Below are 25483 nucleotides of genomic sequence, written 5' to 3'. Positions count from 1 at the left end.
GAGGCTGGCAGACTGCGAAAAGCCATGCCGACACTCCTGGACCAGGCCGCCAAGGAACAGCCCGGCGATTGGGCGCCAGGCAGCGATCAAATGGCTGCCCAAGTCACGTCCACTACCATCCAGCGCGGCGGCCGGCCCGACGCCGCGTCGTGATGCAATTGAGTTTGTAAAGGACACCTTCCGCTCCGAAATCGCTCACGAGGGAGGGTTTTAGCATGCTGTGGGGCGCCGGCCTCGTCAGGAATTCGGGCAGTCCTGACACCCAGATACGCTCCCCTCATCCAATAGGAGATGCCAATCGGCCGCCGAAAGGATGTCTCGTAGAGGCGAGAGCGTTTTGTATTCTGGCACATGCGTTCCATTCGGGCGCTCACGTTAAGGATTGGGCCGCAAAATGCCGCTTCCCGCATTGAGGTCCCCGTCGCGCGAATATGTCGATGAAAGGCGCCTTGGCCGGCTGGTTCGCCTTCTTCAGGCCACGCAAGTCGAAATCGAGAAGGAGGCGACGCAACTCTATCCGTCGGAAAACGCGATGGCGGACTGCGCCGCGTTTGCTGTGCAGGCGCTCGAGAACGGCGAAACTCTCGAAGTTATCTCCGTCAGGATCGATGCGCTCACACATAATATGATGTTGAAACACACACGGCAGGTCTCGCTGCAGCGGCAGCTGTCATTCCTGCGCAGGACTCAAGCAGAATTGCAGCGCCTTCTTCCCTCCCATAGGACGTAGCCGCATACGCCAATTGGCGGCGTTTACCTTCCGGGGCGCAGGCGTAGTCTTCCGCGGCAGTCTGGGATCGCGGGGCCTCGGCTTTCAATGAAAACAGTGGCCGAATGCCAAGGACCACCTGCATGGGGACGGCGTGCGCGCAGGGTTTCCGCGCACGCCTGCCGGAGGCGTTGAATGAACCGCATGTTTCCCAATCAATGGCCCTCGACAACGGACCAGCAGGCTTCCGTCGAACAGGAGTTCATTGGCCTCTCCGACATAACCAGATTTCTGCGGTGCTATGTTGGCACCATCATCGCCTGCCTTGCCGCGGCGCTCTTGGTGGCCGGCTTCTACAATTTGACCACCGACCCCACCTTCACCGCCAGCGCGCAGATCCTGATCGAGCCGAAATTGCCGCAACACCTGCAGGAGGGTGGTGAAGTAAATCTGTCATTGGATACCGCCCAAGTGGAAAGCCAGATCGCAGTCATGCAGTCGGAAAAGATCGCTGCGATGGTCATCGACCAGCTGAAGCTCATCGATGACCCCGAGTTCAACCGTCCGCAGGCTCCGACTTTTCGGGAGAGATTCAGGAGGATAGGAGCCATCCTGCTTGACGCTTTCGGGCCCCGGAAAAGCGCCTGGTTCACCTCGCTTTGGGAGCATTTCGGCCTAGGCGTGCCTGAAACGCCTGCGACGCTGACCGATTACCAAAAGTCTCGGCGCAGCATGTTTATTTTCCGCAACGGCATCGACATCCGCAGGGTCGGCGTTTCCTATGCGATAGACATATCCTTCACCTCTTTTGATCCCGAGGGCGCAGCCAGGATTGCGAACGCCACGGCCGATGCCTTCGTGCGCGAACAGATCGAAACCAAGACCGACGCCGCGAAGGAAGGCGGCGCGTGGCTCGAGCAGCGCCTTGGCCAGTTGCGCACCCAGATGAACGAGGCCATGGCGAAAGCGCAGGAGTTCCGGTCGCGGCACGACTATAGCGTCGGCCACGAAGCCAGCGGCGGCACGAGCGCTGTGCCGACGCTCGAAGAGCTTGAGGTGACTGCTGAAACCTACCAGAAGATGTACGAAAGCTTCCTCCAGGCCTACACCAACTCGGTAAGCCAGCAGTCGTATCCGGTCGCCGACGCAAGGGTGATCACGGCTGCGACGGCGCCGCTTTATCCGAGCGCTCCCAGGCCGAAACTGTTTCTGGCCTTGGCGGCAGTTACCGGGCTCATTCTCGGTATCGGAATTTCGTTTGCCAGGCATACGTTCGACTGGACCATAAGGTCGCCGCGGCACATCCGCGACAATCTGGGTGTCGAATGCGTCGGAGAGGTGCCGCCCACCAGCTGGAGAATGGATTCCGGCCGCCTCGACGAAGTGGTGAAATACCCGTATTCCCCCTTCAGCCACGGCCTCAGGAAGGCACGAACCGAAATCAGCCTTGCGGAAACCAGTCATCCGATAAGATTCCTTGGGTTGACCGCTGTCTCCAACGACAGTTCGAAAAGTTCCGTCGCCAGCAATCTTGCCACGCTTTACGCGATGTCCGGCCTGAAGACGCTGGTGATCGACGCCGACATCCGGGCGAGCATGACCACACGTCTGCTCGGCCCGTCACGGGCCTTCGACAGACCGTGCGAGGACCCCGTTCGCCTCAACATCGTCCGCGCCCCGGGACGGCCGTTCGACATGCTGCCAAGTTCGGTGGTGGACGAAAAGCATCTGCTGGCGCCAGACAAGATGAAGGCGCTCCTTGCGGAACTTACCGCCAGCGACCTGGCCGCATACCAGTTTGCCGCCTACGACATCGTGATCGTCAACCTGCCGACGCTCGCCTCGGGCGCCGACGAGCTGATTGTGGGATCGGTCCTGGACTGCGTCGTGATCGTCGCCGAGTGGGGCAGGACACAAGTCGAAACACTGCGGGAACTTGTCAGGACGCTGCAGGCCAGCAGGACGCCGATACTTGGCGTGCTCCTGGCCCGCGCGATGACGTCCAAGCGCCGCAAGGCGTGAGGCCGGTATCGAGAATCCTCCTTCGGAAGTCGTCAAAGCGTGTAGGGGGATCATTCCTTGGGATAAGGGGATAGCCCCGGAGCGCCGCGCTACCTCCTTTGCCTTTCTTGCTCACAAGCCTCGGCCTTGGAAGAGTGTCGAGGACAATTTCGAACCGGCAACCGTCCAATGACAACAGACGCCTTCGAGAAACAGCCGCACAAGGGAGCGACGATCTGGATTCATCCGTTTCTCCCCGAGCCTGACGACGGCCGGACGACAGTCCTGCATGTCGTTGCCTCGCCCAAGCCCAACAATGCCGGGGCAGTGCTGGCAGACCTGTCGCCCTCGCTTAGGGCAGGAACGACGAACCCTCCCCTGGGAGGCATCTCGAAGCGGTTCATGGATCTGGTCGTGGCAATCTCGGCCCTTGTCATGGCCGCGCCGGTCATGATCGTCGTTGCCCTGCTGATCAGGATAACGACGGGAGGTCCGGCGATGTTCTCACACAGCCGGGTCGGCTTCGGCGGAAAGCCGTTCAATTGCTACAAATTCCGCACCATGGTCGCGAATTCGGACGAAGTTCTCAAAGCATATCTCGAAGCCAATCCCCAGGTCACCGCGGAGTGGGAGGAGACTCACAAGATCAGGGACGATCCTCGCGTCACGTCCCTCGGGTGGATCCTGCGCAAGTCGAGCCTCGACGAACTTCCCCAGCTCTTCAACGTCATCCGTGGCGACATGAGCTGCGTGGGGCCGCGGCCCATCGTGAAGGACGAACTCAAGCGCTATGGCGACCATCTGGAGGAATACCTTCGCACGAGACCGGGCGTTACCGGCCTCTGGCAGGTAAGCGGCAGAAGCAGCATGGACTACCCCAGCCGTGTGGCGCTGGATAGCCAATATGTGCGGAACTGGTCAATCTGGCTCGATCTCGCCATCTTGTTCAGGACCGTGTTTGCGGTGATGCGCTTCGACAGGGCTTCCTAGAACGGGGGATCGTCTGTGTCGGATGGTCCATCCTATCCCGTCTCATTGTTTTTAGCCGGACCCCTGCGACGCCACGAGACTGGCTAAATGCCCCCGGGTGGGCATGGGCATGGCAAGATCGCATTTTTTCGGGTGAACCCCATGGGACAGGCGGTCACCAAAGTATAGATTAAAAGAAGTTAGCGTTATGGGGCGTTAAAGATCCAGAAAGTGGAAAAATAGAAATATTTTAGAGGAGCGGGGAGGCTCAATTGGTCGCTAACTTACAGGCGTTGCGAGGCATCGCCGCGATAACGATTTTACTTTATCATCTTGGACCCATGTTAAACCGCCGTTTTGGCACCGATTTCCACAGCGATATAGGTGCGGAGGGCGTCGACATATTCTTCGTCATTTCCGGCTTCGTGATGGTTTTTGCGTACGCGCAAAAAGAACGTTCCGCCTGGGCGTTCTACGGTGAACGGGTGATCAGAATTGCCCCTCTCTACTGGATGGCAACCCTGGCGCTCATTGTCCTGTTCGGGCTCGGATTCCGGCCGAACGGGCTGCAGGACTATAGCCTGGCCGACATAGTCACGTCGTTTGTGTTTTACCCTAAAGTGCGGCTGGACGGGGAGAAGGCGCCCATTCTGTCGCTCGGGTGGACCTTGATCTACGAAATGTTCTTTTACCTGGTATTTGGCGCGTTCCTCTGGGTTCGCAGCACACGCGACAGAGTGGCGGTTGTTTCGGCGGTCCTCCTCGTTGTCGTGGCGGCTGGGTCGCTGTTCGGACCGGATAGCCCTTTCGCGCTGCGTGTCTATACCAATTCCATTGTGCTGGAGTTCGTCGCCGGATGCTGGCTCGGCTACTGGTATTTGTCCCAGCCAAGGAAGCTCGGGCTGCCCGTCGGCGTTGCGTTCGTTGCAGCAGGCCTGGCCGTGCTTTCCATCGAGTATTACTTACAGGTCTCTTCAAGCGAGTACAGAATCGTAACTTACGGGTTTCCGGCTGTCCTGGTGGTAACGGGCGCCCTGGTGGCTGAGCGCAGTGGGGCGACGACGTGCAACTCGATCGTGCTGCTGGTTGGCGCCGCGAGCTATTCGATGTATCTGTTTCACCCCATGCTGTTGCAGCCGTTCGTAAACTTGGCGGCCAAGATTATGGCCCCAGAGCCAACAATGGCCATTGTGGTAATGCCACTCGCGGCAGTCACTGCCGTCGTCGTCACAGTAGGAATTCATTTGGGATTGGAGGTCCCTCTGACGCGCTGGCTACGCAACCTCTGGGATCGGGAACGAACGGCCAGGATCCCGGAAGGTTCCGTGATCAGTTGAATATGCGGATTGCAAATGAAATCTTTCCTTTGCAATCCCTTCATCGATCCTAATCTAAGGGAATTCCAGAAAGACTGGTTTCTGTCCCGCACTGAAGAAAATAGCCATAACAATTCTACAGATGTGAACTGCTCAAAAAGCCGAGGCGGCCTACCCTTGGGTCCGTTTCCTATGCACGGAAATCGACAGGCCGACGATGTAGGCGCAAGCCATTGCGAACGCCAGGATGAGGAACCTGGTGATCGTCACGTAGCCCGGCAAGCCAAGGCCATTCCAGACAAGGCTGCCGATCAAGAGCACGGCTGTCCCGGCGATCAGGGCGGGAGCCTTGAACCGCAGTCCCATCAGAACGCCTGCCGCCGATACAGCGACTACACTCATGAGCACCGACATCTCCAGCTGCGACATCACGGGACCGATCGGCTCGCTGCGGCATGGAAAGACCCGCTAGTCGCGTTGGCCACTCCTGTGCAGTTGGTGCGGAAGCCGGTCGAATGATCACTGATATGCGGCCTCAAAAAGCATAGCAAGGGCCAGGATCACTGCATGCACAGTTCACTCATGCATGACGCGGATCGGCCTGTGCCCCGAGCCCTTCATGGCAGCATCCCTCCTGGCAGAGATAAGCGGCGGCTCGCCGTCCCGAGTGGCCAACAACCGCTTGCGATCCGGCGAGTACGTATCCTCTGACGCATGTCGCGCAACACTGTGCGGCGGTTCTGCGTCTCCATGAAACAGCGAGAGCTGCTCGCAGGCAATCGATCGACGCTCGGGCGGCAGGCTGCCGCCCGAGCCCAAGCTGTGCGGGCTTGATCAGTTGGTGTTCTGGATCGGAAGCGCCTGTCCCTGAATCTCGCCATCCGCGGGGAGGGCGGACAAGGCGGATGTCGGCGCGGGTATCTCGATCTTCACGGTATCGCCCGGCTCGATCGATGTCGTTTCCTCGGCCGCCAGTTCTTGCGGACCATTGGCCGTCATCCTGACGATCTTGAAGATCGGCTTGGCCCTTTCGGCGTGTTCCCTGAGCGCAAGCAGGGCAGGAGCCGTGACCGCGGTTTCGTGCAGCAACTGCGATGCGGTCTCGGCTTTGCTGACAACTTCATTGAGCTGCGACTGCGTCTCCCGCAAGGCCGCGGCGATCTCGTTGGCGTGTTGGTTGTTGAGATTGAGAATCTCGATGTCGGTCTTGCTTATCTCCTGCCTGACCCGCAAGAGCGAGGTTTCGGCGGCCAATCTGTCGCCCTGCATCTGGGCAACCGTCCCTTCCAGATTGAGCTCCCGCGGTGCAACCGCAAGCCCCTTCTGGACAAGGCTCGAAACGCCTGCCAATTCCTTCTGGATAAGCTCGATCTGCTTGTCGCGGAAAGTCAGCTGCTGCTGGAGCGAGTCCAGTTCCTTCTCCAGGAAATCCTTGAGTTCGCTAAGCGAACGCAGTTGCGTTGTCATCGCTTCCTTGCGGACGGCGAAGATCCTGCGTTCCTGCTCCATCGCCACCGCGACCGTTGCGTTCGAAGCCCTGTCCTTCAGCTCCGCAGGAAACGCGATGTCGTCGCTGCCGGCCTGCTCGGCTTCCAGCCGCGCTTTGCGCGCGAGCAGGGTGACGCTGCTCAGCGCCAACAGGCCCACGTCGCCCTGGCCGGCGATGACCTCACGCTCGAGCCTCGGGATGTCATCCTCGCGCGTCCGCAGGCCGCCGGCGATTCCCAGAGCCTGCAGCACCGTCAGTCCGGGTCTGTAGGGGAATTCGCCGGGCTGCGTGACGTAGCCGACGATGTAGAACGGTCTGTACTGGGCGATCTCGACGGCGACATCCGGATGGCGGCCGAGGCCCATCTGCTGCATCAGGCGGTCGCCGATTGCGCGGGCGAGGTCGCCCGGCGAGGTGCCCTGCGCGCGTATCTGGCCGACAAATGGCAGGAAGAGCGTGCCGTCGGCGCCGACAACGAAATCGTCGTTGAGAGCGGTCCATTCAAAGATCACATCGCGCGACGCACGCCACTCGTAGACCTTGAGCCTGACCTTGTCCTGAGGTCCGAGCAGATACTCGGCAGCCATCGCCGGCAAGGCGAAGGCGGTCGCCGCCGCCAAGGAAGCCGACGCCGTTACAAGCCATTTCCGCATTGTCTTTTCCGCCTCAGATTTTCAGGATGTATTCGGGTTCGATTCGCCCCATGGCGACATGCAGGATCGCAAGCATGTTGCCCTTGAGCCTGCCCCTCCGGTCGACATACGGCTCCGGCCGCAGGCTCCTCGCCAGGTTGGCCGCGATGTTCCTGAACATCAGGGGCAGCGCGAAAGAGGCCGGAACGGAGCCTTTCCTGACCAGGTAGATCGCGTTCGCGACCTGGGAGTAGCCGAACCGCTCTCCGCTCACCCGCCCGGTCTTGATGCCGAGATGGACGCCCGAGATCGAGGTCACGCAGACCACGCGCCCCTTGGATCTCATCTGGCTGGTGAAGTCGATGTCTTCCTGCCAGCCGTAGAGGACTAGGCGCTCGTCGAAACGCAGATCTCCCACAAGCGAGGAGCGGAGCGACATGTTGCATCCGTATGCGCCGACATGGTCGACCACCAGCGGTCCCTCATGTTTCTTGCCCTCGGCTTCCCGCAAGGCGGCTTCGGCGGCTTCCCAGGTGAGGCCGGCATTGGTGGCTCCGTCCCTGACCACCATGCCCATCACCACCGCCCATCCGTCATTTTCCGCGAAAGCTTTCTCGATCTGCTCCAGATATTCGGCGGATGGAACGAAATCGTCGTCGAAGAATGTGATGATGTCGGAGCGCCCCAGGGCAGGTACGAGAGCCGTGTTGCGCTGGGCGGCCAGCCCTTTCGGCCCGAAAACGAGTGACACGGGGAAGGGACAGCTTTCCGGCAGTTCGACATGCGTGGCGTCGGGCGCCGACAACACGACCTCGTCGGGAAGTCTCGTCTGGCCGCTCAGATAGCTGAGCAGGCGCGCGACCTGTTCGTTGCGGCCGAGGGTCGGGATGATCACGATGAGTTTCATGGCCGGTCCATCTTCGGTTCCAGCTGACCCTAGACCGGTGACGGGGTCGAAACAGCCTGCATAAAAGGAGACGGAGGGAGCCTGGCTTACCCCCTGGCTCCGGCTTTCGGAGTATCCCCGGCGAACGGCCGCAGCCATAAGTATTAGCCGAACATGCGCCCGGAGCAGCCTGTAGCCGATCGGAGAACTTGCCGGGGTCGTTGCGAGGAATGGAGACTGCTGGCCTGCCGAGGCAAGGGGGAACCATGCTCCACGAACGCGCTTCCGATCTGGCCCTTGCGGCCAGGGTCGATATGCCCATCGAGGAGGTGCCGGCTGCGCCGAGGCTCGACGTCGACAGATATGCGAGGATAGCCGTCGTTCATGACTGGTGCCCGAATTTCCGGGGTGGTGAACGGGTGCTGGCGCAGATCTGCAAGCAGCTCCCCAATGCCGAAGTCTTCACGCTTTTCGATTTCCTGCCGGCCGACGTGAAGGAGCAATATTTCCACGACGTGGAATTCCATACGTCCGCGGCCAACCGGATCCCGATGGTGCAGAAATTCTATCGGTCGCTTTTCTTCTTTTGTCCCTTCCTGATCGAACAGTTCGACGTGACGGGCTACGACGCGGTGATCTCGTCTTCGGCGGCATTTTCGCGCGGCGTGATCACCAGGCCGGACCAGCCGCATCTTTGTTATGTGCACAGCCCGGTCCGTTACGCCTGGGACGAGCAGTTTTCCTATCTTCAGCAGGGTCGGCTTGGCTTCGGCCCCAAGGGAATGCTCTATCGCTACATGCTCCATCGCCTGAGGACGTGGGATACCAGAACCGCGCATGGCCCGGACCTCATGCTGGCCAACTCCAACTATGTCCGCTCGCGGATCCAGCACATCTACGGACGCGAGGCGCGCGTCGTTTTCCCTCCGGTCTCGCTGAAGGAACTGCCCTGCGTGGAGGACAAGGACGACTACTATGTCTCGGCGTCCTTCCTCGCCCCCTACAAGCGCACCGACCTCGTCATCCGGGCCTTCAACGAGATGCCGTCGCGGCGCCTGGTCATCGTCGGCGAAGGCCAGCAATCGGCCAGCCTGCGGGCACTTGCCGGCCCGAACGTCACTTTTTCCGGATACCTGCCCCGGCAGGATTATGTGGACACCCTGGCGCGGGCAAAGGCGATGGTCTTCGCCGGCTGCGAGGACTTCGGCATCGCCCTGGCCGAGGCACAGGCCTGCGGAACGCCGCTGATCGCTTTCGGCCGCGGCGGAGCGGTCGACATCGTGCAGCGCCTTGGGTCGTCTCCCGAGCCCACCGGCGTGCTGTTCAAGGCCCAGACGGTGGATCACCTCAAGGAGGCGGTCGAACGGTTCGAAGAGAACAGCCACGCCATGACGCCCCGCGCCTGCGCCAGGAATGCGGGACGCTTTTCCGAAGAGAACTTCGATCGCGCCATCCTGGAATCGCTCGGGGCCGTCCAGGCGCTTCACGCGATCATGTGAGTTCGCGTATTCGGACGACCTTCGTTTGCGTGTCGACGCCGTCGGCTGCAGCCATCGCCTCGAGATAGCGCAAGGCCGTCGCTTGCCAACCAAATGCTGAGGCTCTCGCTCGTCCCCGGCGTATCATCTGGGTCCGCCTGTCCTCGCAATCGCGCAGCTGCATAAAACGGTCGAACCATGCTTCCGGGTCGTCGGGCGGCGCAAAAAGCGCCGCGTCTGCGCAGACCTCGGGCAGGCTGGCGCGGTCCGACACCACCACGGGGCAGCCGACCGCCATCGCCTCGAGGGCGGGAAGGCCGAAGCCCTCGGTGAGCGAGGGGAAAGCCAGGCAGAGCGAATCCCCAAGGAGAGCCGCCAGCTCCCCGTCGGAAATACGGCCGAGCCAGTGGATGTTTTGCGCTTTGGCCTTGGCGGATCCCGACCTGAAGACGCGCGCGTCCGACATGCCGACGATTGCGATGCTGAGGCCGGCCGCGGCAAGGCGCTCGGCCATGTTCAGGATGAGTTCCACATTCTTGTGGGGGGCGGCGCTGCCGATCATGACAATGGTTTCCGGCGAGGCCGCCAGCCGGGTTGCCGGGGAATGTTCCGGCATCCATCGCAGGACATGCTCATGGCCGTTCGGGGCTACGAAGGCCCGGTGGGCGGAGACGACGCCGCGGCGGACCAACTCGCCCAGCGAATAGTCGGAAACGGTCGAAATGCCCCACGCGGTTCTGCCGAGACTGGGCAGCAAGGTTCGGTACAAGCTCCTGAAGGCAAGGGAATAGCTCTGCGGAGCATTCCAGACGTTCGCGTCATGGATGCAGACGATATGCTTGCGGGAAAGCAGCGGTCCCGTGTTGCAGAGGCTGAGCAGTCCGCCGCCGCCGAGGGATGAGGGGAGTTGCGTCTGCTCCCAGACGTGGCCGCTCGTGCGGCCGATTTCGACGCGTTCGATGAAAGCGAGCGGGATCTCCTGCGACCCGGGCGGGCAGTGCAGGCGAACGTCGAGACCGCGGGCGAGGGGCCCATGTTCTGCGAGCAAAGCGTCGAGCGAACGGACGACCTCGCGCGCATAACGCTGGACGCCTGTTGTCGGCTGGGAAAGAAAACGCCCATTGATTGTCCAACGCCGCGCCATGCCGTCCCCCTTTGAACTTCCAGTGTGGGGCCTCCAAGGCGGCGGGTCACCATGGCCATCGGGTCATCCGGGTAACCCGGAAATCATCCGGATAGGCGAGGTTTGGCAGTCTGCCTACCTCAAACGTTCGAGGACCTTCGTGCCTCGCGCGATGCTAGTCTGGTCCAGGGCGCCGAGACGGCCCGGGGAGGCGGAGATGGGTAAAATCGAGTTCGACACGACAGAATCGCCACCGGCACGATCGGCCAGCCGCTTGAATGGACACCGCTCCAGGACACCGCTGGCGACCTCGCTTGCCGGGGACGCCGGATCGCTGATCGGGCATTCGGCATGGACGTGGTCGGACCGGGAAGCGCCGAGGCGGCGCTGGACGATAAACGGGGACTTCACGACACTTCGGCCGACCGGAGTGGCCCGCTACGCCAGCGAAGTGACCATGGCCCTCGACGCTCTCATTTCGGAAGGGCATCCGCTTGGCCGCGACCTGGAGATCGATCTCGTGGTGCCGCGTCCGCTTCCCGAAACCTTCCGCCTCGACGCCATCCCTGTCCGGGTCGTGCCTGAATTCAGCAAGCCGCGTCTCCCCCAATTCTGGGTGCAGGCGCAGTTGCCCTGGCATGTACCGGGAGGATTGCTGAGCTTCTGCAACCTCGCTCCCGTCGCATTGAGGCGCCAGATCGCGTGTATCCACGATATGCATACCAGGCTCATGCCGTCGAGCTACGGGCGGGGTTTCCGATGGGCGCACCGCCTTATCCTGCCGGCGCTCGGCAGGCGGGCCGCCCGCATCACCACCGTCTCGCAGCTCTCGCGCAGCCACCTGTTGGCGTTCGGCATCGCGCCGGACGAAAACATCGTGGTCACCTACAATGGCAGCGACCATGCGAAGAGATGGGATGCGGCGAGATCGTCCCTGACCGTCGACCGCGGCAGACCCTATGTTCTCTGTCTCGGAAGGCGGGACCAGGAGTACAAGAACATGGCGCTTCTCGCCAGGCTTGCCCCGCTCCTCGACGCCATGGGTCTCGATCTCTGGATGCCAGGCGATGTCGACGAGGAAACGATCCTGCGATACCTCCCGGAAATGCCCGGGAACATAGTCTTCCTCGGGCGGATAGGGGACGACGACTTCAAGAAGGCGCTCGAAGGCGCCCTGTGCTTTCTGTTCCCGTCGCGCATCGAGGGGTTTGGGCTGCCCGCCGTCGAGGCGATGGCCTCGGGCTGCCCGGTCGTGGCCTCGACCTCGCCCTGTCTGCCCGAAATCTGTGGGGATTCGGCTCTCTATGCCGATCCCGACGACATCCAATCCTGGGCCGAAACCGTCCGCCTGCTGATGCTCACCCCGGATTTGCGGGAGCGGCTGGTCGCCAAGGGATACGCCAGGGCAAGCAGTTACTCCTGGCGATGGATCGCATGGAAATACCTCGAGCTTATGGTTCAAGTCGACGCCGACTTCGGGGAGTTCAGCGGGTAACCGGCCCGGCAGGGACCGACCTTGCCGGGATAGTCGAAGCGGCGAGAGCGGACGGTTGGTTATGCATGCGCGGGAGCGGAACTATAGCTGGAGCGGCATAGCTCCCTGTCAGATCGCAGTGTGAAGAGGGGCACGATGAACAAACGGATCGATCCGCGCGGATTACGCGCCCCAGGCGGACTGGCGTCCGCCGGCACGCTTCTCTTCGACAACTCGCTGTCGATCCTGAACAGGACCGGGGCCTATCACATCGCCAAGGACCTGACCCGGGAATTCGTCCCCGGCAGGGCAGGGATCCGGCACTGGCGGCTGGGTTCCTTCGCTCCCGAGGGCCTGGTCCGCAAGATTGTCGCCCGGCTGATGATGCTGGAGATCAACTGGCTCCAGGACAGCGAAATCTTCCTGATCCGTGACAAGGTCGACGAACGCGGCACCCGGCTGTTCCTGGACCCGCTCTACGTCCTGAGGTCACGCCTGAGCGAGAACGACGTTGTCCTTTGCCACGATGTTGGCCCGCTGACGCATCGCGAACTCTACGACGAACGGACCTGCGCCAACTATCGTCTTGCCTACGAGAAGATCCGGCGCGTTGGGCCAGGCGTCGTTTTCGTCAGCAATTTCTCGGCGCACCACTTCGAGATCCTTTTCGGGTCCGGCTTCCGGTTCCTGAAGACAATCCCGCTTTATCTGCGCACCGAACTGTTCGATGGTCCGGCGGAGGCGGTCCCCGGTGTAAACGGTCCGTTCTTTCTCACCGTCGGCGCGTTCGAAACCCGCAAGAACCAGGTCGCCGCCCTGAAGGCGTATCGAGACGGCGGCTTCCATCGCCAGGGGGTCGGATACGTCTTGTGCGGAACGCGCGGCGACGGCTATGCGGAGATAGCGGAACTCGCGGGCGCCGTCCCGGGTGTGAGGCTCATGGGATATGTTCCCGACGCGCAGTTGCGCTGGCTCTACGCAAATGCCGAGGCATTCGTGCTGCCAAGCCTTCTCGAAGGTTTCGGCATGCCGGCGCTGGAGGCCGCCTATATGGGACTGCTGCCGATCGTGTCCGCCGGCAGTGCCCTCGTGGAGGCCGTCGGGGGCGTTTGCTCGCAGGTGCAGCCGGATAATCCCGCCGCGATCGCGGAAGTGATGGGGAGAGCGCTTTCGCGAAGCGCCGCGGAGAAAACACAAACAAGCCGCGCGCTGCGCGACACCGCGTCAGCTGCAACAAAGGATCGGTTCCTGCAGCAATGGAGGGACGTGCTGGCTGCGGGGGCAATTCCAGGAAAGGCGTGAAACGGCCTTCCGCTGCAATGGCGCCGACAATTATGTCGGAGCAACTGCATTGCGGAAAATTCGACCGGCATTGACTATTTCGTCAAACAAGGGGTGGCCGGTCACGAACACTCCGACCAGCCAGCCGGCCGCGGCAAGACACCCGGCGAATATCGCCTGTCCCAACGACAGGTCGAAGCTGAAGCCGCCGGCAACGACCATGGCCAGCGGGCCGAGTGTGGTCAACGCGGCGACGACGCCGCTCTTTCGGACGGCGACAGCTATCTCGTCCCACCGCAGCGAAAGCCTGCGACGCACGAAACTCAAGGACACAAAGGCCTGGAACGGCACAATGAACATCAGGCTCAGCGCCGCGCCCATAAGTCCGGCAAGCAGGACCGCGGTCGTCATGACGACCGCCGAGACGGGGACGACGATCAGCGACCTTACGAACATGTCCCTGATCGAGCCCATCGCCATCATCACGGGATGGTTCAGCTCGAAGCTGAAGGTGAAAAGAGACGCCAGCGCGATGACTTGCACCAGCGGTGCAACCGCCTGCCATTGGTGGCCGAGCGCGATGTCCACGACGGGATAGGACAGCGCGGCGACGGCCAGCAATGCCGGCCAGTGAAGCCCGGTGATGATTTCAATGGCATGTAGGTAGGATCGTTTAAGGTCCCCGCCCTGCCTGGCCGAGGCGGAAAAAGCCGGAAGCACGACCGCCATGGCTCCGCCAAGGATCAGTTTGTCGGGTATCTGGCACACCGTCAGCCCGCGGCTGAAGAGCGCCGCCGCATGTGGCGACAGGACACGGCCGAGCAACAGGAGGGGCAAGGCCTCATAGGCCCTGTATAGGAACACGATGGCGCCATTGTACCCGCCGAACGCGGCTATCCTGCGCCATTGCTTGAACGTCGGCTTGAACATCCAGAAATCCGGGCGCAGCGCCAGGGCCAACACGCCGGTGACCGTGCTGCTCGCCAGCCAGGCCCAGGCAAAGCTCATATAGCTGAACCCGGTCAGCGCCAGCGCGACGGTAGCAGCTCCGCCTGTCGCCGCCCCGGCAACGTTGATCATGGCGACCTTTCCGAAAGCCATTTCACGGCGCATCAGCGTGACGACCTGGATGGGCACCAATTCGACGAACAGGCACACCGACACCAGCCGAAGATAAGGCACCAGTTTTTCTTCGTGGAAGGAGGACGCGAGCGCCGGAGCGGCCACAACCAGAAAGGCTGCGATTGCCGCCGTGAGGGCGAGCATCAGGCTGAAGGTCCCGCGGATGTCCTCCCTGCTCAGGACCGGACGCTGGATCATGAAACTCGAGCTGGCGAATTCCCGCGCCGACAGCGCGATGCCGAGGATTGCCAGGCTGATCACCGAGATGCCGATCTCCTCGGGGGTCAGGACGCGGGAAACGGCGGCGACGGTGACAAAGTTCAAGCCGATCACGATGTAACGATCGCCCGTGCTCAGCAGAAGTGCGCGTTTGACGCTCATGAGGGTCCTGGATGCCGGCTGCGAGTGAACAAGCGCCGATGACGTCTGGTCTGCCCGCCTCCCAAGGCAGGAGAACATAGGCCGGCGGTCCGAAGTAGAAGCCAAAAGGAAGTAGGTCCGTCCCACATTCGGTTGAGATCGAAGGGCGCGCGCCTGAGGCCGCTTCTGCGGCAGCAAGGCCCTGCATCGCGAGAAGGTCCCGAAGCGGTCGCCCGTACTGGGGTGCCGCCGTCGCCCATAGCGGCCGAAAGGCTATGAGCCGCATTCTAAAGACGTAAGGCGGATGAAGCCGGTCTCCCAATAGTCAGATTGTTGCGACCCGCGACGAGGATAGTGTTGCAGCCTCGTGAGAACCGGGACACTGAAAATGTTGAAATGTGCGTTGATCGGGGCGACTTGCCTGCTCGCCATGGCCTCGTCGGCCTCCGGCGACATTCTCTGGGGGGCTAACGGCCACCCGATTACGGCCTATCCAGGCATCTCGGTCGAGCGTCAGTTCGACTACCTCGAAGACCTGGGGATGAAGTCCTACCGCGTGAACATTTCCGACCTTTCCTCGGCGGACAGGCTGGCGGAAATCGTGGCGGAGGGCAAGAAGCACGGCATCGAGGTGCTGCCCGTCATCACCCCCGGCAATGTCGACCTTGATAAAGACAACACCGACGAGCTCTACGCCAAGACGCGCGCTCTGGCGGTCGCATTGGGATCCCGGTTTAAGGATGACATCCGCGCCTGGGAACTGGGCAACGAGACGGAGAACTACGCCATTATCAAAGCTTGCGAGAAGCGCCATGACGGCACCACATATCCCTGCGAATGGGGTCCGGCCGGCGGCACCGGAGTGCTGGACTATTTCGGCCCGCGCTGGGCCAAGGTCAGCGCCGTCCTGAAGGGATTGTCCGACGGCATGAGCGAAGTCGACCCGGGCATTCGCAAGGCGATGGGCACTGCGGGGTGGGGCCACACCGGGGCATTCGAACGAATGAAGCAGGACGGCATCAAATGGGACATCTCGGTCTGGCATATGTATGGCCAGGATCCCGAGCCCGCCTTCAAGGTGCTCGCCAGCTACGGGAAGCCGATCTGGGTCACCGAATTCAACAATCCTTACGGAAGCCGGCAAAGCGAAAGACAGCAGGCCGAAGGACTGATGCAGTCCATGCTGCGGCTGCGCCAGCTGCAGGCCAAGTACAACGTGGAAGCCGCTCACATCTATGAGCTTCTGGATGAAACCTATTGGGCGCCCGACTTCGAAGCATCGATGGGGTTGGTCAGGCTTGTCGGCTCGGCGGAGCGCGGCTGGAGCCCGGCAGGGCCTAAGGCCGCATACATTGCGGTGAGGGACTTGATACTCGGCCCGCGGCCGCTGCCGAGGCCGGAGCGCGGCTGCGATTTCGCGGACAGCGGCAAGATCGTGACCGCCACCATGCGCCAGGCGAGTTTTAGTCATTGCCTGATACTGGGGCGCAAGGCCAGCGATGAAGATATCGAACGGTGGTCCGCTGCCCTGGACGACGGCTCGGCCGATGTCCCCAAAATGATGATCGACCTGATGCATTCGCGGGAATTCTTGAGGAAGTATTGCATCATCGGCCTGAGCGACCGTGCCTATGTCGGCTTCCTCTACCGGCTGCTCATGGACAGGGACGGCGACGGGTACGGGCTGGACGTCTATTCCAAACAGCTGCGGGACGGCTCGATGTCGAGGGATTCCATAGCCCGCGGCATGATCACCTCCAGCGAATTCACCGACAAGTATGCCGTCCACCTCGCCGCGACCGCGAAAACGGCCCCCGCCGCCGAAATGGCAAACTAGCCTGCGGCTGAAGAGGTCTGGACCGTCATGGATCTGCGCTTCTGTGGCCTCGCATTTTGCATGCTGGCTGCGACGACCCTGGTCGGCCATGCCTGCGAAGCGCCCATGGCGGCCCAGCAGCCGTTCCCTCTGCGCGTGGAACCCGGCAAGCGATATCTGGAAGACGCTGCCGGCTGTGCCTTTCTGATCAATGGCGACGCCGCGTGGTCGCTGATCGCCGATTTGACCCGCGAGGATGCGGATGTCTACCTTCGTGACCGGCGGGCACGCGGGTTCAACACGGTGCTGATCAACCTCATCGAGCATCGCTTTGCCCGCAACGCTCCCGCCAATGCCTATGGCGACCGCCCTTTCCTTCGCGATGGCGACTTCAGCGCCCCCAACGAAGCCTATTTCAGGCATGCCGACTGGGTCTTGCGCAGGGCGCGCGATCTCGGTTTCGTGGTGCTGCTCGTTCCTTCCTATCTCGGCTATGGCGGAGGGGACCAGGGCTGGTACCAGGAGATGGCCGCCGGCGGCGAGAAAAGCCTGCGAGCCTACGGCCGATTCGTCGGACAGCGCTATGGCGGCCTCGGAAACATCATCTGGGTGGAGGGCGGCGACTACAATCCGCCGGACAAGAGCCTGGTCAGGGCGGTCGCGGAAGGGATCCGGGAAATCGACCCGAATGCCTTGCAAACCGTGCACAACGCGCCCGAAACGGCGGCTCTGGATTACTGGCGGGGCGAACCGTGGCTTTCCGTGGACAATGTCTACACCTACGAGCCCGTCCACGCGGCGGCGCTTGTCCAGCACGCCTCGGGCGAGATGCCGTATTTCCTGATGGAGAGCGCCTACGAAAACGAGTTCGGCGCGGACGCGCACCGCGTGCGGGTGCAGGCCTACCAGGCGGTTCTTTCCGGCGCTTCGGGACAAATATTCGGCAACAACCCGATCTGGCACTTCGGCGGTCCGGGCCTCTGGCCGGCGGACACGACCTGGCAGCAGGCGCTCGACAGTCCGGGGGCCAGGAGCATGCAGGTTCTCCATCAATATTTTTCGTCGATCAGATGGTGGGAACTCGAACCTGATACGGGAAACGACTTCCTCATCGCGGGACAGGGCAGCTACCACGCCCGGACGATGTCGGCGCGGAGCAAGGATGGGTCGTTCGCACTCGTCTACCTTCCCAACGGGAGGGGCATTACCCTCGACCTTGAAAAGCTCGCCGGGCCGCAAGTCTCGGCTCGCTGGATCGATCCTTCCACGGGAGGGAGCGAGGCGGCTCCCGGGTCACCGTTTTCCATGAATGTCCGGTATTTCGTGCCGCCAAAAGGCGATCACACCGATTGGATGCTGGAACTCCGTACGCAACCGGTACAAAGCCAATGACCGCCAGGAACGACGCCGCAGACAGCTTTGACAGCCTGGCGAGCACCGGTGCGATCGGAGCGGCGTCCCGTCAGCCAAGCGGCCACCGCACGGAGGTGCTCCGGGCGCCGCGAAGAATAACATTGTTCGGGCTCTTCGGCTCCGGCAATTTCGGCAATGAAGGTTCGCTCGAAGCAATGGTCGGGTTTCTGAGGAGAGAGAGGCCCGAGGCGGACCTTTCATGCGTCTGCGGCGAACCCGAGGTGGTCAAACGGACTTTTGGGATCGAGACCTCGCCGATCCGGCGGAACGGGCCTGCGGCGGGCCTGTCCGGACGCATCAACCGGCTGCTCCTGAAAATCCCCGGAAAACTTGCCGATTTCGCGCAGACGGTTAGCCGCATCCGCAAGTCCGACGTGATGATCTTCCCAGGCACCGGAATCCTGGACGATTTCGGGGAGAGGCCGGCGGGCATGCCTTACGACATCCTCAAATGGTGTCTCGCCGCTCGCCTCGTCGGCACGCGCATCGCCTTTGTCAGCATCGGGGCCGGCCCGATCAGGAACCGGCTGAGCCGCTTGCTGATGACGTCGGCGGCCCGCCTGGCTCATTACCGGTCCTACCGCGACCTGCAATCCAGGGAATTCATGGAAAGCGTCGGCTTCGACACCCGTGGAGACGCGATCTATCCAGACCTCGCCTTCGGCCTGCCCGCGCCAATTCGATCTCCTCGGACTCGGCCGGAGGCGCTGAAGGTGGGCGTCGGCATCATGGCCTATCGCGGCTGGTACGGCTTTGCCGAAGGCGGTCAGTCGATCCTTACCGGCTATATCGGCAAACTGGCGCGTTTCGTCGTCCACCTCCTCGACAGCGGCCACGATGTCCGGCTTCTCATAGGCGACGAAGAAGACAGCATCGCCGTCGACGCGCTCCGGGCGGCCGTGGGTGACCTGCGGCCCGGCTCGAGGCTGGCGCACGAACAGGTCCATTCGCTGGGCGACGTCATGGGGCAGATGGCGCTGACCGACATCGTCGTCGCCACGCGGTTCCACAACATCGTCTGCGCATTGATGATGCGCAGGCCGACCATCTCGCTGAGCTACGCGAGGAAGAACGATGTGCTGATGGAAGAAATGGGCCTGGGCGAGTACTGCCAGCATGTCGAGACCTTCAATGTCGAAACGTTGATCGCGCAGTTTTCGCAGCTGGCGGCTGCCAGGGAAAAGCACGAACAGGCAATTGGCGAGCGTCTCGTCGAGTTCAGGGAGCAGGTCGACAGGCAGGACGCCTGCCTCCTCGCCGGCGTGATCGGTTGAAGCGCATGGTGTTGATCGCCCGCATTGCGCCTCCAGGCAATGCGCAACGGCGTTCATCCGAAAGTTGCGGACCAGGAGTAGGGGCTACATCCATCGTCTGAAGGTCAACAATGACGTCGAAATGCTAGTCTGTTGCGGTCTCACTCGTGCGAGCAACATCATCGATGGAAACAATGCTGAAGAAGCCTATAAGGACGCCAGCGAGCCTGGCAATCCTCATCCTCATCGGAGGTTCTGATTGATGGCCAGCGTCGACATTGTCATCCCTTGCTACAATTATGCGCACTTCCTGCCGCAATGCGTTCAAAGCGTTCTTGTCCAGGGAGTCGAGGATGTCAGGATCGTCATCATCGACAACGCCTCCACCGACGACAGCGTCGAGGTGGCGCATCGGCTGGCGGCGACGGATGACAGGATCGAGGCCATCTGGCATCCGGTGAATGTCGGTTCCCATGCTTCGTTCAACGAAGGCGTGGATTTGGCCCGCGCCGATTATTTCATGATCCTCTGCGCCGATGACTTGCTCATGCCGGGAGCCCTTCGCCTTGGGATGGCGCTCCTCGACCGCTTCAAGGAGGTATCGTTCGTGCTGGGCAAGCACATGGCGCCATGGGTCGGGAACGACCTTCCCACCCTGTCTGCGCAGGCCGACGGCTGGACCCTGACGGATGGCAACCGGCTGATCGAGACCTGCTGCCGGAAGATGAGATTCAACCTGACCGCCCATGCCATGCTCGTGCGGACATCGGTGCAGAAGGCAGTCGGCCACTATCGGCCGTCCGTCCCTCTGCTCGACGACCTGGAGATGGCTCTGCGCCTGGCCCGCTTCGGATCCGTTGCGGAGCTGTCCGTGCCGCTGGCGATAACGCGCGAACACACGACCAATATCTCTCAAGTCATGTGGCAGGACGGGCTCCGCAGACTGCAGGAGTATGAAACCGTGCTGGAGAGCTTCTTTGCTCACGAAGGCAGCACCATGCCCAACGCGCCGGCGCTTCTTCGCATGGTCCGGCGCCATCTGGCGGCGGCCGCTTACTGGTCGGCACTATCGCATCTGATAAGGGGCAAGCGCGCGGCCGGCGCCAAACTTTTCAAATTCGGCCGGAGGCTTGACCCGGCCTCCATGTTTCTGCCGCCCATCGGTCATCTGTTCACGGCGGACGGCTCCCTCAAACGTGCGAGACGGGTCATCTTGGAGGTTCTTGGAGCGACGCGCCCTTAGCCGTGTTTCTCGGAATTTTGCAAAGCGCTCAACATCGATTGGGCAATAGATGTCGGATCTGATCGTGACCTTGCCATTTGCCCAACAAAACCAACGCGAAAAAACCTCCGGCAAGGTGGCGGTGGTTCTGGTCACGGACCAGAACTACTTTCTTCCGACGTTCGCAACGGCATTGTCCGCCGATGCCCATACTGGCGGCGACATCTCCATTTATCTGTTCGTCGTCAATGCGAAACAGGCGTGGTTACAGCAATTCGGCGCGGCTGTTTCCGGGACGAAGATATCAATCAAGGCGGCGAGCTTCCCGCAGCTGGCTGAACTCTCCCGATTTCACCGTGACGTCGTTCCCCCGATAGCGCTGGCACGGTTGTGGATCGGCTCGTTGTTGGAAGAGGATATCGGGCGCCTTCTGTACATCGACGGCGACACCATGGTGGACGACGAGCTCGACAGCCTGTTGGCAATTTCGCCGCCCGAGCACGGTCTGATGGCGGTACCGGACTTCATGAGAATTTACATTGATGAATTGAGCCTGTCTAAAGGGAAAGACATAGCCCATCTGACAGATTTGGGCTGCAGTCCGACGGCATATTTCAATTCAGGCGTAATATATGCATCGAAAAATGCGTGGAATTCCATAGCATCGTCGGCCATCAAGTTTCTGCGTGAGCATCCGGACCGCTGCATCGCGTCCGATCAAAGCGCGCTCAATCACGCGGCGCAGGGAAACGTCGACTTTCTGCCTCTTCGCTACAATTATCAGAGCGAATACATGATGGCGTTGGATCCGCGCGAGCTGGGATTCAAGCCAACGATCTGGCACTTCGTCGGCGCGCCCAAGCCGTGGGACGCACCCGGCTGGCCCTGGGATGAGTATTTCAACAAATTCTATCGCCAGGCGGAGTCGGTGCTGCGAAACTGCAGCGTCACGCTTCCGGTCCCTCCAAAGGCGCAGATAGTTGCGGGTCTTTCCCATCGGGAGCGCAACAGATTTCGCATGAAGTGGGTGTATCCTTGGCGCAGATACACACGCAGGCGAAAGATACTGTCCTTGCTTTCGCAGTGACGCGGCGGCCGCGAACCCGGAGCCGGACGGCGCCATGTCGTCGAAGTAGGTCCATACGATCCGAAAGAGCCGATGGATAGGCTTATGGAGGTATGGCAATACGGCAAAAGGATAGTGCGCTCAACCTTGTCGCCGCCTCCTACTCCCATTGCCACGCTTGCCGGCCAGGCGTCGTTTCCCGAAAAGTCAGGCATCGGCGCCGCGCCCGGAACCGGGACATTATCGCGGGTCGCCAGCCCAGGAAACTATGACATGCATGCCGATGCGCGGGGAGCCAGCCATATGAAGGAAACGCAGGGCTGCGGCCGGCTCGGGCGGGCTTGACGACAGATGCAGATCTCGCCTGCCGGTCTCGTTGTCTGCGCGGCGGTGCTGCTGCTGGCCTACTACTACCGGGCGCCTCTGATCGTAGGGCTTGTCGCATCGCTGGCTTTCGGCTCAACGGCCCTGATGACGCTCAGTTCGCTGGGCGGATCGTCGCCGCTTATCTACACCTTCTTCGGCGCTCTTCTGCTGATGGGGGTCGCCGCCAGGAGGCGGATCTGGCAGGACCTCGGCGATGTGTTCGGCAAGATCCGGCCCGTATGGGTTCTCATTGGTCTTATGTTTTATGCGGCGGCCGGAGCGTGGCTTTTCCCGCGCCTGTTCGCGGGACAGACCAGCGCGTTCGTGCAATCCACCACGCGCCACGGCGTCGTAGTAGAGGCCTCGCTCGGGCCGGTCTCGTCCAACATCTCGCAAACCGGATATTTCATTCTTGGCGGCCTCACGGCCATCGCCCTTTGCGTCCTGCTCCTCAACAAGGACAGGACAGACGAGATCCGGCGCGGTTTTTTCGTCTGGTGCGTCCTCCATGTGACCATGGGACTGCTCGATTTGGCGGGCAAGTTCGCGGGAGCCGGGGACCTTCTGCTGGTGATCCGGACCGCCAGCTACGCGATGCTCACGGACCAGATCCAGTCGGGTTTCTTCCGCCTTGCCGGAGCGTATTCCGAAGCATCGGCCTTCGGCGGCGCGTCCCTGGCGTGCCTGTCGTTTTGCTACGTCTACTGGCGCAAGACAGGCTCTCGGCTGGCCAGCTGGCTGTCGGCGGCCATGCTGCTGCTGCTGCTGCTTTCCACGTCGTCGACGGCATATGTCGGCTTGGCCGCGCTGAGCCTTCCCGTTGCCTTTTCCCTCGCACGTTCGTTTCTGGCCGGTCGTGTCACTGCCGATGAAATCCTGATCGTCGCGCTCCTGACGATCGGGGTCTGCGCGGTGATGGCGATCATCGTCTACGATGAACGGATCCTCGATCCGGTCATCGACCTCATCGACTCGACCATCATCAGCAAGGGCAGCACGGACTCCGGTCACGAACGGACTTACTGGAACGTCAAGAGCCTCCAGTCCTTCGCCGACACCAGCGGCCTGGGCGTCGGGTTCGGCAGCTCGCGCGCTTCCAGCTGGCCGATTGCCGTCGTCTCGCAGCTCGGCTTCGTCGGCAGCCTGATGATGGCGACGCTCCTGGGCGTGCTGATCCGTGGACTGGGAGGACTGAGGCCTTACGTCGATCGCGAAACGGATGCGGTGGTATCGTCCGTCCGGGCATGCGCCCTGGCAGGAATCGTCGCCGCCTCCATTTCGGGCGGGAGCGCGGATCCCGGCATCGTTTTCTTCATCGCACTCGCCGTCGTCGCCTCAGCCAGGGCGCTCGCCCGCAGGAACAGGCATGCCCGCGAACGGTCGTTGCAGGGATACCAATCCCCGGAACTGATCGATGATCCGGCTGTCGCCAGACATGCGGCGATATCCGGGCAGTGGCCGCCCGCGTCCGGCTGGGAGAATCCCATCGACCGCGAATTCATCGGCCTTTCTGACATTACCGGCTTCCTGAAGCTGTACGCGCGCTCCATCACGGGTTGCCTGGCGGCAGGCCTCCTCGCGGCGGGGTTCTACGTCGTGACCACGGACCCGACCTACACGGCGAGCACCCAGATCCTCATCGAGCCGAACCTCGCCAAGCTGCTCCAGCAGCAGCCGCGCGAAGCCAACGTGTCCCTCGATACAGCGCAGATCGAAAGTCGGATCGCCCTCATGAGGTCGGAAAGGACCGCGATGATGGTCATCGACTCACTCAACCTGCGGGACGACGCGACGTTCAATCGGCCGCAAAGTCTTACCTTGGCCGAACGATTTGACCAATTCGGGGCGCTTGTGCTGAAAACGCTGGGCTTGCGGACAAGAGCGGCTGCCGGTGGGTCTGAATCCGCCGGCGATGGACAACCGCTTTCGGGCAGCGCCGACGGCACGGCGTCCGAGATCGCGGAATTCAGGCGCACCCGCCATACGATGCAGGCCTTTCAGAACGGACTCGACATCCGTCAGCTGGGTGGCTCCTACGCGATCGAAATCTCCTTCAGTTCCCACGACCCCGAATTGTCGGCCAGGGTAGCCAACGCCATCGCGAACGCCCTCGTGCTCGAACAGCTGGGGACCAAGGGAGCGGTGGCCAATGAGGATGGCGCGTGGCTCGATAAACGTCTCGAGGAATTGCGGAGCCAAATGAACAACGCCACGCAGATCGCCCAGGAGTTCCGCGCCCGGCACGACTACAGCGTCGGCAGACCGTCGGGCGACGCGGCGGTCCAGGACAAGGCGATGGAGAATGCGGGCGGCGAGATGCATGACTCTACGCTCGAAGAACTCGATCTTACCGCGGACATCTACCGCAAGATGTACCGCGACTTCTTGCAGGCGCACACCAGTTCGCTCAACCAGGAAACATATCCGATTGCCGACCTGCGGGTAATCACGCCTGCTTCGCCATCGCCGTCAGCCAGCCATCCGCGACGTTCGCTGATGCTGGCTTTCGGCGCTCTCTTCGGCATCATGGTCGGAGTGGCCCAAGCCTTCATCCGGAACATGTTCGACAAGACCATTCGTTCGCCGCGGCAAGTCCGTGAGGGGCTTGGGCTGGAATGCATGGGCGAGTTGCCGCCGTTCGGACGGAGAGGACGTGGCGGCCGAACGGACGAGGTGACGAATTCTCCATATTCGCCCCTCAGCCACAGCCTCAGACGGGTCAAGACCGCGATCAGCCTCGCCGGCGGCGCCCGTCCCATGAAATGGCTGGGCATCACATCGACGGCGGAGGACGAGGACAAATGCTTGACGGCGATCAACCTCGCTTCGCTCTACTCGATGTCCGGCAAGCGCGTGCTGCTCCTCGATGCGAACTCCTCTCGTCCGGATCTGACCAGGATGCTGCTGACGGCTTTGCCTGCCGCTGGCGAGCGGGCGGCAGGCCCCATCACGTCGAGCATAGTGTCTGTGCCGAACCGGAAGTTCGATCTGCTTCCATGCTTGTCTTCGAGCGCCGGTGAACTGCTTGTCCCGCAGGCGATGCACGGCGCCCTCGCCGAATTGCAATCGTACGATATTGTCATCGTGGTCCTCCCCTCGTTCGCTTCGGGATCTTCCAAATTGGCGGTCAACCCGGTTCTCGATGGCATCATCCTGGTCGCCGGATGGGGCAGAACCTCCATGGACGTGCTGAAGGACCTCGTGCGGTCGATGCGTGCGGGCAGGGCACCGATAGCCGGCGTGTTGATCACCGGGGCTCCCGCAGGGTCTCGAAAGCATCTCGCCGCCTACGGATTGCCCTCGGCAAGCCGGCTTTTCCTGCGCGAACTACCACTCTTGTTGCGTGGATCGGCAATGCGGCTAGGAGCCATTCGTAGGGCTTAGGGATTACGTCTTCGTGCGGCTACTCCTTTTGCATTTCTTGCGGGCGGGCCCCGCTTGCTGGGAAAGTCCCTTGACATGCACCATCCGTCGACCAACCGTATCGGGACGATAAGGGTGTCTGTC

19 protein-coding genes are annotated in these 25483 nt (G+C 61.8%); 14 read left to right on the top strand and 5 right to left on the bottom strand.

Features of this window, described 5'->3' with window-relative positions; translation table 11 throughout:
* Positions 1-24 precede the first annotated feature (24 nt).
* The 5 genes from FJ527_RS29875 (at position 25) to FJ527_RS24810 (ending at position 5016) form a co-directional block, all read left to right on the top strand.
* The gene (locus FJ527_RS29875; protein ID WP_281405554.1) at positions 25-153 is read left to right on the top strand and encodes a hypothetical protein; all 129 of its coding nucleotides are present in this window, start codon (positions 25-27) and stop codon (positions 151-153) included.
* 241 nt (positions 154-394) lie between these two features.
* Positions 395-730, top strand: a complete 336-nt coding sequence (locus FJ527_RS24825) for a hypothetical protein (RefSeq protein WP_140824275.1) — start codon at positions 395-397, stop codon at positions 728-730.
* Between the two features lie 174 nt (positions 731-904).
* On the top strand, positions 905-2731 hold the full coding sequence (locus tag FJ527_RS24820; RefSeq protein WP_140717091.1) for a Wzz/FepE/Etk N-terminal domain-containing protein: 1827 nt from the start codon (positions 905-907) through the stop codon (positions 2729-2731).
* A 168-nt stretch (positions 2732-2899) separates the two neighbouring features.
* A complete protein-coding gene (locus tag FJ527_RS24815) occupies positions 2900-3700 on the top strand; it encodes a sugar transferase (RefSeq protein WP_140824274.1) in 801 nt (266 codons plus the stop codon).
* Between the two features lie 251 nt (positions 3701-3951).
* A complete protein-coding gene (locus tag FJ527_RS24810) occupies positions 3952-5016 on the top strand; it encodes an acyltransferase (protein WP_140824273.1) in 1065 nt (354 codons plus the stop codon).
* 150 nt (positions 5017-5166) lie between these two features.
* On the opposite strand, the gene FJ527_RS24805 is transcribed toward FJ527_RS24810, so the two are convergent.
* From FJ527_RS24805 to FJ527_RS24795, 3 genes are all read right to left on the bottom strand, one after another.
* Positions 5167-5397: a hypothetical protein gene (locus FJ527_RS24805; RefSeq protein WP_140824272.1), complete on the bottom strand. Its 231-nt coding sequence runs from the start codon at positions 5395-5397 to the stop codon at positions 5167-5169.
* 432 nt (positions 5398-5829) lie between these two features.
* On the bottom strand, positions 5830-7137 hold the full coding sequence (locus tag FJ527_RS24800) for a polysaccharide biosynthesis/export family protein (protein ID WP_140620186.1): 1308 nt from the start codon (positions 7135-7137) through the stop codon (positions 5830-5832).
* Between the two features lie 13 nt (positions 7138-7150).
* A complete protein-coding gene (locus FJ527_RS24795) occupies positions 7151-8023 on the bottom strand; it encodes a glycosyltransferase (protein WP_023794945.1) in 873 nt (290 codons plus the stop codon).
* Between the two features lie 293 nt (positions 8024-8316).
* On the opposite strand from FJ527_RS24795, the gene FJ527_RS24790 reads away from it, so the two are divergent.
* Complete coding sequence (locus FJ527_RS24790) at positions 8317-9501, top strand: glycosyltransferase (RefSeq protein ID WP_051407744.1); 1185 nt, start codon at positions 8317-8319, stop codon at positions 9499-9501.
* Here the strand turns inward: FJ527_RS24790 and FJ527_RS24785 are convergent.
* Entirely contained in the window at positions 9494-10624 is a 1131-nt protein-coding gene (locus tag FJ527_RS24785; RefSeq protein ID WP_140824271.1) for a glycosyltransferase family 1 protein, read from the bottom strand. The genes FJ527_RS24790 and FJ527_RS24785 overlap by 8 nt on opposite strands.
* 196 nt (positions 10625-10820) lie before the next feature.
* Here FJ527_RS24785 and FJ527_RS24780 point away from each other — a divergent pair, with 196 nt between their 5' ends.
* Both FJ527_RS24780 and FJ527_RS24775 read left to right on the top strand, forming a co-directional pair.
* Positions 10821-12098, top strand: a complete 1278-nt coding sequence (locus FJ527_RS24780) for a glycosyltransferase family 1 protein (protein WP_140717101.1) — start codon at positions 10821-10823, stop codon at positions 12096-12098.
* 135 nt (positions 12099-12233) lie between these two features.
* On the top strand, positions 12234-13379 hold the full coding sequence (locus FJ527_RS24775) for a glycosyltransferase (RefSeq protein WP_140824270.1): 1146 nt from the start codon (positions 12234-12236) through the stop codon (positions 13377-13379).
* Positions 13380-13409: 30 nt separating this feature from the next.
* Here FJ527_RS24775 and FJ527_RS24770 read toward each other — a convergent pair whose 3' ends face one another.
* Complete coding sequence (locus FJ527_RS24770; protein WP_246677792.1) at positions 13410-15038, bottom strand: oligosaccharide flippase family protein; 1629 nt, start codon at positions 15036-15038, stop codon at positions 13410-13412.
* A 190-nt stretch (positions 15039-15228) separates the two neighbouring features.
* Here FJ527_RS24770 and FJ527_RS24765 point away from each other — a divergent pair, with 190 nt between their 5' ends.
* From FJ527_RS24765 to FJ527_RS24740, 6 genes are all read left to right on the top strand, one after another.
* Positions 15229-16677 carry a DUF4214 domain-containing protein gene (locus tag FJ527_RS24765; RefSeq protein ID WP_140824269.1) on the top strand — a complete coding sequence of 483 codons (1449 nt, stop codon included), beginning with the start codon at positions 15229-15231 and terminating at the stop codon, positions 16675-16677.
* Between the two features lie 60 nt (positions 16678-16737).
* A complete protein-coding gene (locus FJ527_RS24760) occupies positions 16738-18048 on the top strand; it encodes a DUF4038 domain-containing protein (protein WP_246677791.1) in 1311 nt (436 codons plus the stop codon).
* Between the two features lie 122 nt (positions 18049-18170).
* The gene (locus FJ527_RS24755) at positions 18171-19343 is read left to right on the top strand and encodes a polysaccharide pyruvyl transferase family protein (RefSeq protein WP_246677790.1); all 1173 of its coding nucleotides are present in this window, start codon (positions 18171-18173) and stop codon (positions 19341-19343) included.
* Positions 19344-19584: 241 nt separating this feature from the next.
* On the top strand, positions 19585-20565 hold the full coding sequence (locus FJ527_RS24750) for a glycosyltransferase family A protein (protein ID WP_140824267.1): 981 nt from the start codon (positions 19585-19587) through the stop codon (positions 20563-20565).
* 49 nt (positions 20566-20614) lie between these two features.
* Complete coding sequence (locus FJ527_RS24745; protein WP_140620169.1) at positions 20615-21631, top strand: glycosyltransferase; 1017 nt, start codon at positions 20615-20617, stop codon at positions 21629-21631.
* Between the two features lie 330 nt (positions 21632-21961).
* Positions 21962-25360 carry a Wzz/FepE/Etk N-terminal domain-containing protein gene (locus FJ527_RS24740; RefSeq protein ID WP_140824266.1) on the top strand — a complete coding sequence of 1133 codons (3399 nt, stop codon included), beginning with the start codon at positions 21962-21964 and terminating at the stop codon, positions 25358-25360.
* Positions 25361-25483: the final 123 nt, after the last annotated feature.

The organism is Mesorhizobium sp. B2-4-18, from assembly GCF_006441385.1.
GTDB lineage: Bacteria > Pseudomonadota > Alphaproteobacteria > Rhizobiales > Rhizobiaceae > Mesorhizobium > Mesorhizobium australicum.
Note: the sequence above shows the minus strand (reverse complement) of the source record. Positions and strands in the feature narration are given on the sequence as shown.

Coding starts and splice junctions, on each gene's coding strand:
- FJ527_RS29875 (WP_281405554.1), top strand. CDS start 25: ATGCCGACACTCCTGGACCAGGCCGCCAAGGAACAGCCCGGCGATTGG.
- FJ527_RS24825 (WP_140824275.1), top strand. CDS start 395: ATGCCGCTTCCCGCATTGAGGTCCCCGTCGCGCGAATATGTCGATGAA.
- FJ527_RS24820 (WP_140717091.1), top strand. CDS start 905: ATGAACCGCATGTTTCCCAATCAATGGCCCTCGACAACGGACCAGCAG.
- FJ527_RS24815 (WP_140824274.1), top strand. CDS start 2,900: ATGACAACAGACGCCTTCGAGAAACAGCCGCACAAGGGAGCGACGATC.
- FJ527_RS24805 (WP_140824272.1), bottom strand. CDS start 5,397: ATGAGTGTAGTCGCTGTATCGGCGGCAGGCGTTCTGATGGGACTGCGG.
- FJ527_RS24800 (WP_140620186.1), bottom strand. CDS start 7,137: ATGCGGAAATGGCTTGTAACGGCGTCGGCTTCCTTGGCGGCGGCGACC.
- FJ527_RS24795 (WP_023794945.1), bottom strand. CDS start 8,023: ATGAAACTCATCGTGATCATCCCGACCCTCGGCCGCAACGAACAGGTC.
- FJ527_RS24790 (WP_051407744.1), top strand. CDS start 8,317: ATGCCCATCGAGGAGGTGCCGGCTGCGCCGAGGCTCGACGTCGACAGA.
- FJ527_RS24785 (WP_140824271.1), bottom strand. CDS start 10,624: ATGGCGCGGCGTTGGACAATCAATGGGCGTTTTCTTTCCCAGCCGACA.
- FJ527_RS24780 (WP_140717101.1), top strand. CDS start 10,821: ATGGGTAAAATCGAGTTCGACACGACAGAATCGCCACCGGCACGATCG.
- FJ527_RS24775 (WP_140824270.1), top strand. CDS start 12,234: ATGAACAAACGGATCGATCCGCGCGGATTACGCGCCCCAGGCGGACTG.
- FJ527_RS24765 (WP_140824269.1), top strand. CDS start 15,229: ATGTTGAAATGTGCGTTGATCGGGGCGACTTGCCTGCTCGCCATGGCC.
- FJ527_RS24760 (WP_246677791.1), top strand. CDS start 16,738: ATGCTGGCTGCGACGACCCTGGTCGGCCATGCCTGCGAAGCGCCCATG.
- FJ527_RS24750 (WP_140824267.1), top strand. CDS start 19,585: ATGGCCAGCGTCGACATTGTCATCCCTTGCTACAATTATGCGCACTTC.
- FJ527_RS24745 (WP_140620169.1), top strand. CDS start 20,615: ATGTCGGATCTGATCGTGACCTTGCCATTTGCCCAACAAAACCAACGC.
- FJ527_RS24740 (WP_140824266.1), top strand. CDS start 21,962: ATGCAGATCTCGCCTGCCGGTCTCGTTGTCTGCGCGGCGGTGCTGCTG.